Source organism: Curtobacterium sp. NPDC090223, from assembly GCF_044746585.1.
GTDB lineage: Bacteria > Actinomycetota > Actinomycetes > Actinomycetales > Microbacteriaceae > Curtobacterium.
This window is the reverse complement of sequence record NZ_JBIVCN010000006.1, coordinates 314929-327400: the sequence shown is the minus strand read 5'-3', so window position 1 is coordinate 327400 and position 12472 is coordinate 314929. Positions and strand designations below refer to the sequence as shown.

Below are 12472 nucleotides of genomic sequence, written 5' to 3'. Positions count from 1 at the left end.
GGGGCGGCGGCGCGGGGGGGGGGGGGGCGCGGGGGGCCCCCCGCCCCCCCCCCCCGGGGGGCGCCCCGCGGCGGGCCCCCACCCCCCCTCCCCCGCCCCCCCCCCCCCCCGCTCGACCCGCGAGCGCCTCCTCCACAAGTGCGGTCGGGTCCGGGACGATCCACACCGGAGGCTCGACCCACCCTCCCGACGTCGGCGCACCACGAGCATGTGGTGATGACCGCCAGACGACGACTTCCGTCAGTGCTCCGCAACACGTCGTTCCGCGTGCGCAACGCACTCCACAGAGGAGTCTCACGTGGTCGGCTCGACGCGCTCGACCTGGTCCGGCCGTTCCACGGAGTTCGTTCTGCGGCACTGCCGGGGACCACCGAGGAACGAGCCCGAGCGCTCGCTCCGCGGCTGCGACCCGATCAGGTCTTCAGCCATGTGACGGCTGCCGCGATCATCGGCATCCCGCTCCCTCGACGGATCGAGCGTGACGTCCGCCTGCACGTCACGACGATCGGCGTCGACCAGGCGCTCCGCGTCCGCGGTGCAGTCGGACACCGGGCTCGGTACGGCACCGTTCGTTGGTCACACTCCCGCGGGGTTCCGATCAGCCACCCGGCGGACACGTTCGTCGCCCTCGCCACGATGCTGACGCTCGACGAGCTCATCATCGCCGGTGACGCACTCGTCGGCTGGCTCGGCTGGCTGACCATCGACGAACTGACGGCAGCAGTCCGTCGGCGTCGGCGGATCCGAGGCATCGTGAAGCTCCGGGCAGCGCTGTCGGAGATCCGCGTGGGTTCTCGGTCCCCGGGCGAGACCAGGACCCGGCTCGCACTCGTCCGCCGTGGACTCCCGGAGCCGGTGCTGAACCACGACGTCGTGGTCGACGGCGTGTGGATCGCGTGCGTGGACCTCGCCTACCCCGAGGCGCGCGTGGCGATCGAGTACGAAAGCGATCTCCACCGCACGGACCCGGGCACCTTCAAGAAAGACCTCACCCGGGGCGAGCACCGGAAGGACGTCGACTGGTGGCTCGTCCGGACGACCGCCGATGACGTCGGACGAGACGGTGATCGCTTCGCATCGCGGATCCGAAAACTCCTCGACGTCGGGTCCACCGGGCGACACGACACGCGGGTTTCGACGCTTCGGTGAACATTGGTTGACGCTTCAACCAAATGGGTGCACAATGGCGTAGCATCAACTTCGATGCGGGCGCATGGATCGGGGCCCCGGTTCGCTCGCGTCGCACCACGAACTCCGTCGTCCCGGAAGGACACCACCATGACGCTCACCGCTGACACCGTTCCCGGCTACCAGACCGGCACCTGGAAGATCGACCCGACGCACTCCGAGGTCACCTTCTCCGTTCGTCACCTGGCGATCAGCAAGGTCAAGGGCAAGTTCGAGAACTTCGACGCGACCGTGGTCACCGCTGAGAACCCCCTCGAGTCGACCGTCGAGGCGAACATCGACGTCGCGTCGATCAACACCGGCCAGGAGCAGCGCGACCAGCACCTCAAGACGAGCGACTTCTTCCTCACCGAGGAGCACCCGCAGCTCACCTTCCGTTCCACCGGCATCGAGGCCAAGGGCGACGACCTGCACATCGCCGGCGACCTGACCCTGCGTGGCGTCACGAAGGCTGTCGTCCTGAAGGCCGAGCTCGGTGGCTTCACGACCGACGGCTACGGCCAGGTCAAGTTCGGCGCCGAGGCGACGACCAAGATCGACCGCACCGAGTTCGGCGTGAACTGGAACGCTGCGCTCGAGGCCGGCGGCTTCACCCTGGGCAACGAGGTCACCATCAACCTCGACGTCCAGTTCGTCCTCCAGGCGGCCTGAGTCCAGCACGGACTCGCTGTCTGACTGAGCAACCGCAGCACCCGAGTCGAAGCCCCGACGCCACCACGGCGCCGGGGCTTCGTCGTACCCGCAGTCCGACCCGGACCCGCCTCCCCTCTCGCGCCCACTTCCGCGCCCGGTCGAGCGGGCGAAACACCCGGGTCCCCCGTCCGCCGCACCAAGGCATTTCGCCCGCTCGACCACCTCGCGCGCCGCGTCCTCGGAGCACGGTGGATCGTGCCGGAGCGGCGCAGACGGTGCGGCGCCTGGTTTCCGCGCGCGGTCGAGCGGGCGAAACACCCGGGTCCCCGGCCGTCACACCACGGGATTTCGCCCGCTCGACCCTCTCGCGGCCCGTCGACCTCGGAGTCTCCCGCGAGCGCGGCGCGCAAGCGCGGCGCGCGGCCGCGCCCCGACGGGCGCGCGCAGCGCGTACCGTGGGCGGCGTGGCCGCGCGCCGGGAATCCCGGGTCGCGGGTGTCGGTTCACCCACAACACGCACACGCCACGTGAGCAGCAAGCGCACCACCCACGCACGCGAGCACAAGCGACCAAGCAACAAGCACCAGCACCAGCACGCACACGCACGCCCCACGAACAAGGAGCACCACCATGGCCACCGACTGGATCGCGTTGCAGGCCCTCGCCGCAGCCGAGTTCGGCCGCCGCGTCGCCGCCGTCACCGAATGGGACGCCCCGACGCCCGACTCCGAGTGGACCACCAGGGACCTCGTCGCCCACGTGGTCGACGAGCAGCGCTGGATCCCGCTCCTCCTCACCGGGTGCGACTACGCCCAGGCCGAGGCGGACCTCGAACCGATCGGCGACGACCTGGTGGCGGAGTGGCAGCGCTTCGCCGGCGCCGCCACCGAAGCATGGCACCGCGCCCCGCAGGACACCCCCGTGCACCTCGCCACCGACGTGGTCACCGCGGGCGAGTACGTCGCGGAGCAGACCAGCGACATCACGATCCACACGTGGGACCTCGCCCGCGCCACCGGCAGCGACGACCAGCTGCCCGATGTCCTGGTCGAGGCCGTCTGGAAGCACTTCGAACCACAGATCGAGTCCCTCGCCGCGACCGGCCTCTACGCCGCCCCGGTCGAGGTCGGCGACGACGCCCCGCTGCAGGTCCGCCTGCTCGCCGTCACAGGCCGCGATGCCAGGGTGAAGGCATGAGCATCAGCACCACCCGGCTGGGGAACACCGGCCTCGAGATCAGCAACGTCGTCCTCGGGATGATGTCCTACGGCGACCCGGCCAAGGGCTCGCACGAGTGGAGCGTCGGCATCGACGAGGCCCGCCCCTTCGTCCGTCGTGCCTTCGACGCCGGCATCACGACCTTCGACACCGCGAACGTGTACTCCGCCGGCTCCAGCGAGGAGATCACCGGCACGCTCCTCCGCGAGCTCGGCCCGCGCGAGGACGTCCAGGTCCTCACGAAGGTCTTCAACCGGATGCGCCCCGGCCGGAACGGTGCCGGGCTCTCCCGCGTCGCGATCATGCACGAGATCGACGCGTCCCTGACCCGCCTCGGCACGGACTACGTCGACGTCTACCAGATCCACCGCTTCGACCCGCACACGCCGATCGAGGAGACGATGGAAGCCCTCCACGACGTCGTCAAGTCCGGCAAGGCGCGCTACATCGGCGCCAGCAGCATGTGGGCGTGGCAGTTCGCCCAGATGCAGCACACCGCCGAACTGCACGGGTGGACGACGTTCGTGTCCATGCAGGACCAGTACAACCTGCTCGAACGCGAGGAGGAGCGCGAGATGCACCCCTTCTGCGAGCAGACCGGCGTCGGCGTGATCCCGTGGAGCCCCCTCGCCCGCGGCAAGGTCACGCGCCCGTGGGACGCGCAGGGCTCCGGCACCCGCGCCGACACCGACGAGTTCGGCAAGACCCTGTACCGCCAGGACGAGGACGCCAACCGCGCGATCGTCGGCACGGTGGAGCAGATCGCGGCCGACCGCGGCGTGAGCATGGCGCAGATCGCGCTCGCGTGGGTGGCCGGCAAGAGCGCCGTGTCCGCACCGATCGTCGGCGCGACGAAGGAGCACCACATAGACGACGCCGTCGCAGCCGCGTCGATCGAGCTCACCGAGGACGAGGTGACGCGACTCGAGTCCGCGTACACGCCCAGGGTGCCGTCCGGTTTCTGACGCCACCAGCAGACGGACAGGAGGCCCGGTGCGGGACTGCGCCGGGCCTCCTGTCCGTCTCGGTGTCGGTCTCAGGCGGCCGACTCACGCTGCAGCCGCGCGATGCGCGCGAGCGCTGCGCGCTCCGTCCCCGTCTGGTTGCCGAGGACCGCGCCGATGCCGTCGAGCACCAGGCCCGTCGCACGTCCGACGGGCAGTTCGACCGGACCGAGGGCGGGCGCACGCAACCCGAGCATCGACCGGTGCCGCGGGTCGAGGGTCGACGCGGCGCCCTGGAACAGCGCCTGGTAGCCGGGCCGGAGCATGCGCGCCAGCGGCGGGTTGCGGATGAAGCGGACGACGTCGCGGGTGCGCGGCGTGACGACGAGCTCGCCACGGTCGAAGTAGCCGTCCATCTGCGCGCGCAGTTCTGCCTCGGACTCGGGGGCGTCCTCGACGCGCATGAGTCGTCCGGCGATCGCCCACTCGCGGACGTACGCGTCAGCCCCGCCGGGGATCGGGTCGCCCCACTGCTGGGCCGCACGGAGGAACGCGTCGGTGAACGCCAGGTGCACCCATCGGGCCAGGTCGGGGTCGTTCGCGGCGTAGTCCCGGGTCACGCCGTGGCCGTCGACGTACTGCCCGCGGACCTTCTCGTGCAGGCGCAGCACCCACTCGCTCGCGCCCCTGGCGGTGGCGGTGTCGCCGTGCGAGACCGTGTAGATCCACCGGATCGTGCCGGCGAGGCGTCCGAAGGGGTCCTCGCGGTAGCGGGAGTGGTCGGCAACGCCGGCGAGCGCCCCCGGGTGCAGGGCCTGGACGAGCAGCGCGCGGACGCCCGCCACGATCGTCTGCTTGCCGCCGTGCACCGCCCAGGTCGCGGACCCCGGGCCGAAGAAGCCGGCGTCGGTGCCCTGCTCGAGGTCGTCCACCCAGGCCGGACGCTCGGTCGCGCTGCCGGTGAACGTGGCGTTGAGCCGGGAGCGGAAGGCTCCGGTGACGAAGGACATGCGCCCATCGTCCGCCGTGCTCCTGACATTGCCCCGGGCGCGCCAGCTAGGTTGGTCGGGTGAGCATCGACACGCCCCGTCCCTGGCTTGCCGCCTACGCCCCCGGCGTCCCCCACGACATCGAGGAGCCGACCGGTTCGCTCGTCGACCTGGTGGAGCAGTCGGCGAAGCGGTTCCCGAAGAAGGTCGCCCTCGAGTTCTTCAAGCGCACCACGACGTACGCCGAGCTCCAGGACGAGATCGTCCGCGCGGCGAACGGGCTCCGGAAGCTCGGCGTCACGGCCGGTGACCGCGTGGCCCTGGTGCTGCCGAACTGCCCGCAGCACGTCGTGGCGTTCTACGCGGTCCTGCGGCTCGGCGCGATCGTCGTCGAGCACAACCCGCTGTACACGCCGCGGGAACTCCGGCACCAGTTCGAGGACCACGGCGCCCGGGTCGTCATCGCGTGGGACAAGTCGGTCGCGACACTGCAGGACTTCCCCTCGGACGTCCGGCTCGACGCCATCGTGTCGGTCGACCTGACGAAGGCGATGCCGCGGAGCACCCGGCTCGCCCTGACCCTGCCCGTGGCGAAGGCCCGGGAGTCCCGCGCGAAGCTCACCACGAAGGTGCGCGGCACGACGACGTGGGACGACCTCGTCGCGTCGCGGCGACTCCCCCGGAAGCACCCCCGGCCGGCGACGACCGACACGGCGCTCATCCAGTACACCTCCGGCACGACGGGCACGCCGAAGGGCGCCGTGCTCACGCACCGGAACCTCATCGCCAACGCCGCGCAGTCCCGAGCGTGGGTGCCGCAGATCCAGCCGGGCGACGGCAGCGTCGTCTACGCGATCCTGCCGATGTTCCACGCGTACGGGCTGACGCTCTGCCTGACGTTCGCGATGAGCATGGCCTCGCGGTTGGTGCTGTTCCCGGCGTTCGACCCCGAACTCGTCCTCACCGCGCTCAAGCGGCACCCGCCGACGTTCCTGCCCGCCGTGCCGCCGATCTACGCCCGGCTGCAGCACGCCGCGGACTCGAAGAAGGTCTCCCTCGAGGGGATCGAGATCGGGATCTCCGGCGCGATGCCCCTGTCGCAGGAGATCGTCGAGCCGTGGGAGGAGCGCACCGGCGGGTACCTCGTCGAGGGCTACGGCCTGTCCGAGTGCTCCCCGGTCATCATGGCGAACCCGGTGTCCGACGCCCGACGGCTCGGGACCATCGGGCTGCCGTTCCCCTCGACGGAGGCCCGCGTCGCCGACCCGGACGACGGGTCGCGGATCCTCGGCGTCGACGAGCCCGGCGAGCTGCAGGTCCGCGGGCCGCAGGTGTTCAGCGGCTACTGGGGCAAGGCCGAGGCCACCGACGAGGTCGTCACCGCCGACGGCTGGTTCCGCACCGGTGACATCGTCGCGATCGACGCCGACGGGTACGTGCGGATCGTCGACCGGCTCAAAGAGCTCATCATCACGGGCGGCTTCAACGTCTCGCCGTCCGAGGTCGAGGACGCCCTGGTCAAGCACCCGAGCGTGCGTGAGGTCGCGGTCGTCGGCATCACCCAGGCCGGCAACGAGCAGGTCGTCGCCGCCGTCGTGCCGCGGGACCCGGCCTCGTTCGACGCGGACGCGCTGCGGGCCTACGCCCGGGAGCACCTGGCGGCGTACAAGGTGCCGCGCCGGATCGTGGTCGTGGAGGACCTCCCCCGCTCGATGATCGGCAAGGTGCTGCGCCGCAAGGTGCGCGACGCGATCCTCGAGGGGTAGCGCGGGCACGCGGGCGTCCGCAGTGTGCGAGGTTCCGGCCAGTGTGCGGGGCGCCCGTGCTGCCACCGTGTACGGAGCCTCGCACACTGCGGGCAGCGTCAGCGCGCGTCAGCGCCGCGCGGGCAGCGTCAGCGCCGCGCGGGCAGCGCCAGCAGCGCGAGGCCGAGCACCACGAGCACGATCCCGGCCCACCCCGCGGCGCCGAGGTGCTCCCCGACCACCAGGACGGCGAGCACCGCGGCCACGACGGGCTCGAGCAACGACAGCAGCGTCGCGCCCGACGCACTGACGGTCCGGAGCCCCAGCGCGTACAGCGAGTGGCCGAGGACGGTCGGCACGAGCGCGAGGTACAGGAACACCGGCCAGTTCCCCGGCACGCCGAGCGCGTCGTGCCCGACCACGGCCGCGAGCACCACGAGCGGGACCGCGGCGAGCCCGAACACCGCGCCGACGAGCCCACGCTTCCCAGGCCCCGCCCGTTCGACGATCTCCGCCCCGGGCCCGCCCGGGAGCGCGCGCGCCGGCGCGCCCATCCCGCGCGCGATCGCCCACGAGTACAGCGCGTACGTCAGCCCGGCGAGCAGCGCGCACGCCAGCCCGACCGGCAGCGATCCCGACCCAACGCCCCCTTCGGACCGCGCGAGCGTCACGACGACCATGCCGACCACGCTCACGAGCGTCGCCAGGCCCCAGCGCAGCGTCGGCCGCCGGCGCTCCGCGGCCCACTCGACCAGCCCGGCGAACACGGGCGACGTCCCGATCGCGACGGTCGTGCCGAGCGCCACCCCGGCATCGGCGAGCGCCGCGTAGAACGCCACCGCGTACACCGCGAGCGAGACCGCCCCGAGCCACGCCCACCGGCGCGTCCCCTGCGCCGTGACGGCACGGACGGACCCACGCCCGGCAGCGGCGGCGAGCACGAGCCCGCCGAGTCCGAACGTCACGGCACCGAAGACGGACGCCGGCACGCCCGGCGCGAAGTGCGTCGCGGTCCCGGTGGTCCCCCAGACGGCAGCGGCGAGTGCGATCGCGGTGAGACCGGGCACCGGACGGGAGGCCCGGGTCGCGTCGACCGCGCGGGTCACGACACGTGGACGCTCGGCCGGCGCGTCACCTCGGGCTCCGCTTCGCGCAGGACCTCGCGGGTCACCGGCGCGACGTCCCCGACGCCCGTGAAGACGAAGCGGATCGCGTTCCGGATCGGCGAGCCCTCGTTCCACTCGAAGTAGATGCTCGGGACGACCCCGGCGATGTCGCGGATGGCCAGGAGCGTCGAGGCGATCGTGTTCGGGACGTTGCCGGAGCGGACCTTGAGCACCCGGAAGCCGTGGATGACGTGCCCCTCGACGACGAGGTCCTCCTCGAAGTCCGACGAGTCGGCGGGCAGCACCTCGAGGAACATCGTCGGGACGCGCGCGGGGATGCCGGAGTCCCGGCGTTCCTCGCGCCCCTTCGAGCGGTACGCCTCGGCGGTGCCGGCACCCGGCTCGTTCGCGATGATGCACACGGCGCTGAACTGGTCAGCGTCCGCCTCGACGAACTGCCGTGCGGTGGCGTCCAGCTCGATCGAGGACGCGCGGAGCTCGAACGACCGCCGGACCCGGGAGATCAGCGACACGACGACGATCGCGATGATGAAGACCGCGGCGATCCGGACGCCGTCCGGCCGCTCGAAGACGTTCGCGATCGTCGTGTAGACGAACACCACGGCGATGATGCCGAAGCCGATGGTGCGCTTCTTCTGCTGCTTGCGTCGCGCCGACAGGGTCACCGCGACGGCGGCACTCGTGATCAGGACGAGCACTCCCGTGGCGTACGCACCGCCCTGGGCGTCGACGTTCGCCTGGAAGATGATCGTGATCACGAAGGCGATGAGCGTGAAGATGATGACCAGGGGCCGGGTCGCCCTGGCCCACTGCGGCGCCATCCCGTAGCGGGGCAGGAACCGGGGCACCAGATTCAGCAGTCCGGCCATCGCGCTCGCACCGGCGAACCACAGGATCGCGACCGTCGAGAAGTCGTACACCGACCCGAACACGCCCCCGAGGTACTCGTGCGCCAGGTACGCGAGCGCGCGACCGTTCGCACCGCCGCCCGGCTGGAACTCGTGCTGCGGGATGAGGAACGTCGTGACGATCGACGAGGTGATGAGGAAGGTGCTCATGATCACGGCCGCGACGGTGAGCAGCCGCTTCGTCCCACGGATGCGCCCCTCCGGCCGGGCGCTCGAGGCGTCGCCCGCGTCGCCGCGGACCTGCGGCATCACCGCGACTCCGGTCTCGAACCCGGACAGGCCGAGCGCGAGCTTCGGGAACACGATGAGGGCGATCCCGATCATCACCAGGGGGTTGCTGTGCTGTGCGGTGAGGCCGCTCCACCAGTCGCTCGCCACGGTCGGTCGCTCGAACACGTGCCAGAGCGCGACGACCACGACGACCGCGTTGAGCACCAGGTAGACGGCGACCAGGCCGACGGCGATGCCGATCGCCTCCTTGAAGCCGCGCAGGAACACGACGCCGAGCAGGAGCAGCAGCGCCAGGGTCAGCGGTACCGGGATCTCGGTGAACCAGTGCGGCGTGAACGGGTTCTCGGCGATGTGCGCGGTGGCGTCCGCGGCGGACAGCGTCATCGTGATCATGAAGTCCGTCACGGCGAACCCGAGCAGGACCAGCACGAACAGCTTGCCGGCCCACCAGGGCAGCAGCTTCTCGAGCATCATGATCGACCCGGCGCCACGGAAGCTGTCCTGGGCGACGCGACGGTAGACCGGCAGCGCACCGAGCAGCGTGACGAGCACGAGGACGATGGTGGCGATCGGCGACAGGAGTCCCGCGGCGAGCGCTGCGATCGCGGGCTGGTACCCGAGCGTCGAGAAGTAGTCGACGCCGGTGAGGCACATGACCCGCCACCACGAGTGGGTCTTCTCGACCTCGACCTGGTGCGGCCCCTGGTGGGAGGCGCCCTGGTCGGAGCCGTGCAGCATCCAGCGCCCGACCCGGGTGCGGCGGTCGTCTGTCGCGGTCATGGGCCCTCTCGCGTCCACGCCGCCAGGGACACCCGACGCCGTGGACCCGATGCTACTTCGAACTGATCCGCGTGTACTTGTTCACCGACCACGGCACGAAGACGACGAGCATCACCGCGATGCCGATGAGCACCGTGGTGATCGGGTGCTGCATCGTCCAGATGTCCGGGACCGGAGCGGACCCGACGTTCCCGAACAGCTCGCGTGCGGCCTGCACCAGGGACGACACCGGGTTCCACTCGGCGAACACCCGGAGCACGAGCGGCAGGGTGTCGCTCGGCACGAAGGCGTTCGAGATGAACGTCAGCGGGAACAGGATCATGAACGAGGCGTTGTTGATCACCTCCGGGGTCTTCACGCTCATGCCGAGCAGGGCCATCACCCAGCTGAACGCGTAGCTGAAGAGCAGCAGCAGGGCGACGCCGGCCAGGAACTCGAGCGGCGACGAGTTCACGCGCCAGCCGACCGCCACCCCGGTGAGCATCATGATCACCATCGAGATCGTGTTGAGCACGAGGTCGCTGTTCGTCCGGCCGACGAGCACCGCCGACGACGACATCGGCAGCGTGCGGAACCGGTCGATGAGCCCTTCCTTGAGGTCTTGCGCCATCGCGGAGCCGGAGAACGTCGCGCCGAACACGACCGTCTGCGCGAAGATCCCCGCCATCAGGAACTGCGTGTAGTCGGTGCCCTCGACCGCGATCGCGCCGCCGTAGACCTGGCTGAAGAGCAGCACGAACATGATCGGCTGCAGGACGGCGAAGACGAGCATGTCCGGCGACCGTTTGAGCTTGATGAGGTTCCGCTTGGTGACGGTCCACCCGTCCTCGAACCAGACGGCGACCGGTGACGTGACGACGACGGGCAGCTGTCGGCCCGGTGCGGTGATCGTGGCGGTCATCGTGCCGCCTCCTTCTGCTTCGCGGGGGCGGCGTCGTCGGCGTCGTCCTCGGTCGCGGCGTGCCCGGTGAGCCGGAGGAACACGTCGTCGAGGGTGGGCCGGCGCATCCCGGCGTCGTGGAGGTCGATGCCGGCCTCGCCCAGGTCGGCGAGCACGCGCTGCAGCGCCGACGGACCGGCGTCGACGGCGATCGCCCGGGTGCGGCCGTCGCCCGAGACCTCGACGTCCCCGACGCCGTAGCGGCGGAGGACCGTCGTGGTGGCGTCCCCGTCGGCGTCGTCGACGAGCGTCACGACGACCCGGTGCCCGCCCACCTGCGCCTTGAGGTGGTCGGAGGTGCCCTCGGCGATGACGGTCCCGCCGTCGATCACCGCGATGTCGTCCGCCAGCCGGTCGGCTTCCTCGAGGTACTGCGTGGTCAGCAGCACCGTCGCACCGTCGGCCACGAGGTCCTCGATGATGCCCCAGAGCGCCAGTCGGCTGCGTGGGTCGAGCCCGGTCGTCGGTTCGTCCAGGAACAGCACGCTCGGGTTCATGACGAGGGCGCCGGCGAGGTCGATCCGGCGCCGCATGCCGCCGGAGAACCCCTTCACGGGGCGGTCCCCTGCCTCGGACAGGTCGAACACGTCGATGAGCTCGCGGGCCCGCTGCCGGGACGCCTTGCCACCGAGGTGGTAGAGCCGCCCGATCATCTCGAGGTTCTCGAACCCGGTGAGGTTCTCGTCGACGGCGGCGTACTGCCCGGACACCCCGATCGAGCGTCGGGTGGCCTGCGGGTCGGCGACGACGTCGATCCCCGCGATGGTCGCCGAACCGCTGTCCGGCTTGATGAGCGTCGTGAGCACCTTGACGGTGGTGGTCTTGCCGGCGCCGTTCGGTCCGAGCAGCGCCTTCACGGTGCCCTGCGGCACCGAGAGGTCGAGCCCCGCGAGCGCGTGGACGGGACCCGACTTCGATCGGTACGTCTTGGTCAGCCCGGAGGCTTCGATGATGGCCATGCCGCTCCCTCGTCGAACACGGGATGTGTCAGGGGTCCGATGGGGAGTTGGTCGCCGGGCCTAGACGTCGAATCCGCCGCCGAAGTCCCCACCGAAGTCGTCGAAACCGCCACCGCCACCGAAGTCGGAGCCGCTGTCGTCCCACGACGCGTTCTCGGCACCAGTGTCCCCCGAACCACCGTCACCCGCATCCCCCGATGCGTCCGTGCCGCCGTCGAAGGACGAGGGATCGGGCAGGAACGCGCTCATCAGGGTCGACCCGATGACGTACCCGGCGACCGTGCCGAGGATCGAGGCGCCGATCATGCTGCCGAACGACGGCCCCTGCCGCTGACCGAAGCCACCTCCCATGCCGCCGTTCATGCCGCCGAGCGAGCGCTCCATGAACCCGGGCTGCCGGATCTCCGAGCGGGTCGCCGACTGGGCGAGCGACCGTGCGTCGTCCCCGCGGGGCGCGTCGCCGGCCGGAGCCGTGCGGGTGAACTCGTCGTAGACCATCCGGCGCTGCTCGGGCGTGAGTCGTTCGAACGCCTCGGCGTGCACTTCCTCGATGCGCTCGGGCGGCGCGGTCCGGAGCAGGTAGCGGTACCGGTCGACGGCCTGCTGGTCCTCCGGCCGGGCACCGGCGCCTGCCCCCGGTGCGGCACCCCACCCGGCACCGCCGGCGGCGGTAGCGGCGTCGTACGACTGCTGCCCGTACCGGTAGCCCTGCGGCTGCTGCGTGTTCCAGTTCTGCTGCGGCTGCTGCGATCGGTCTTCACGGCCGAGCAGGCGGTCGAGGAATCCCATGGTGATGCTCCTTCGGGTGCG

11 protein-coding genes are annotated in these 12472 nt (G+C 71.2%); 5 read left to right on the top strand and 6 right to left on the bottom strand.

Translation table 11 applies throughout. The features are described from left to right. Positions 1–216: 216 nt before the first annotated feature. From ACIPJY_RS16505 to ACIPJY_RS16490, 4 genes are all read left to right on the top strand, one after another. Complete coding sequence (locus ACIPJY_RS16505; protein ID WP_400462981.1) at positions 217–1149, top strand: hypothetical protein; 933 nt, start codon at positions 217–219, stop codon at positions 1147–1149. A gap of 129 nt (positions 1150–1278) precedes the next feature. Then, positions 1279–1839 (top strand): YceI family protein, encoded by a 561-nt coding sequence (locus ACIPJY_RS16500; RefSeq protein WP_400462984.1) that lies wholly within the window; start codon positions 1279–1281, stop codon positions 1837–1839. 612 nt (positions 1840–2451) lie between these two features. Continuing rightward, positions 2452–3018: a TIGR03086 family metal-binding protein gene (locus ACIPJY_RS16495; RefSeq protein WP_400462987.1), complete on the top strand. Its 567-nt coding sequence runs from the start codon at positions 2452–2454 to the stop codon at positions 3016–3018. Between the two features lie 2 nt (positions 3019–3020). After that, positions 3021–4004: an aldo/keto reductase gene (locus ACIPJY_RS16490; RefSeq protein WP_400463840.1), complete on the top strand. Its 984-nt coding sequence runs from the start codon at positions 3021–3023 to the stop codon at positions 4002–4004. A 71-nt stretch (positions 4005–4075) separates the two neighbouring features. Here ACIPJY_RS16490 and ACIPJY_RS16485 read toward each other — a convergent pair whose 3' ends face one another. Beyond that, positions 4076–4993 (bottom strand): oxygenase MpaB family protein, encoded by a 918-nt coding sequence (locus ACIPJY_RS16485; RefSeq protein WP_400462990.1) that lies wholly within the window; start codon positions 4991–4993, stop codon positions 4076–4078. 59 nt (positions 4994–5052) lie between these two features. Between ACIPJY_RS16485 and ACIPJY_RS16480 the strand changes: the two genes are divergently transcribed. Next, entirely contained in the window at positions 5053–6738 is a 1686-nt protein-coding gene (locus ACIPJY_RS16480) for a long-chain-fatty-acid--CoA ligase (protein ID WP_400462993.1), read from the top strand. 128 nt (positions 6739–6866) lie between these two features. Here ACIPJY_RS16480 and ACIPJY_RS16475 read toward each other — a convergent pair whose 3' ends face one another. The 5 genes from ACIPJY_RS16475 to ACIPJY_RS16455 are packed head-to-tail and all read right to left on the bottom strand — an operon-like array spanning position 6867 to position 12451. Continuing rightward, complete coding sequence (locus ACIPJY_RS16475; RefSeq protein ID WP_400462996.1) at positions 6867–7823, bottom strand: EamA family transporter; 957 nt, start codon at positions 7821–7823, stop codon at positions 6867–6869. Beyond that, the gene (locus ACIPJY_RS16470; protein ID WP_400462999.1) at positions 7820–9763 is read right to left on the bottom strand and encodes an amino acid transporter; all 1944 of its coding nucleotides are present in this window, start codon (positions 9761–9763) and stop codon (positions 7820–7822) included. Before ACIPJY_RS16470 ends, ACIPJY_RS16475 begins: the two co-directional genes overlap by 4 nt. 52 nt (positions 9764–9815) lie before the next feature. Continuing rightward, entirely contained in the window at positions 9816–10664 is an 849-nt protein-coding gene (locus ACIPJY_RS16465) for an ABC transporter permease (protein ID WP_400463002.1), read from the bottom strand. Next, positions 10661–11662, bottom strand: coding sequence for an ATP-binding cassette domain-containing protein (locus ACIPJY_RS16460; protein WP_400463005.1), 1002 nt, complete (start codon positions 11660–11662; stop codon positions 10661–10663). Before ACIPJY_RS16460 ends, ACIPJY_RS16465 begins: the two co-directional genes overlap by 4 nt. A 60-nt stretch (positions 11663–11722) precedes the next feature. Further along, the gene (locus tag ACIPJY_RS16455) at positions 11723–12451 is read right to left on the bottom strand and encodes a hypothetical protein (protein WP_400463007.1); all 729 of its coding nucleotides are present in this window, start codon (positions 12449–12451) and stop codon (positions 11723–11725) included. Positions 12452–12472 lie beyond the last annotated feature (21 nt).

Excerpts from the sequence above, each read along its gene's own strand:
- ACIPJY_RS16505 (WP_400462981.1), top strand. The coding sequence starts at position 217 with ATGACCGCCAGACGACGACTTCCGTCAGTGCTCCGCAACACGTCGTTC.
- ACIPJY_RS16500 (WP_400462984.1), top strand. The coding sequence starts at position 1,279 with ATGACGCTCACCGCTGACACCGTTCCCGGCTACCAGACCGGCACCTGG.
- ACIPJY_RS16495 (WP_400462987.1), top strand. The coding sequence starts at position 2,452 with ATGGCCACCGACTGGATCGCGTTGCAGGCCCTCGCCGCAGCCGAGTTC.
- ACIPJY_RS16485 (WP_400462990.1), bottom strand. The coding sequence starts at position 4,993 with ATGTCCTTCGTCACCGGAGCCTTCCGCTCCCGGCTCAACGCCACGTTC.
- ACIPJY_RS16470 (WP_400462999.1), bottom strand. The coding sequence starts at position 9,763 with ATGACCGCGACAGACGACCGCCGCACCCGGGTCGGGCGCTGGATGCTG.
- ACIPJY_RS16465 (WP_400463002.1), bottom strand. The coding sequence starts at position 10,664 with ATGACCGCCACGATCACCGCACCGGGCCGACAGCTGCCCGTCGTCGTC.
- ACIPJY_RS16460 (WP_400463005.1), bottom strand. The coding sequence starts at position 11,662 with ATGGCCATCATCGAAGCCTCCGGGCTGACCAAGACGTACCGATCGAAG.
- ACIPJY_RS16455 (WP_400463007.1), bottom strand. The coding sequence starts at position 12,451 with ATGGGATTCCTCGACCGCCTGCTCGGCCGTGAAGACCGATCGCAGCAG.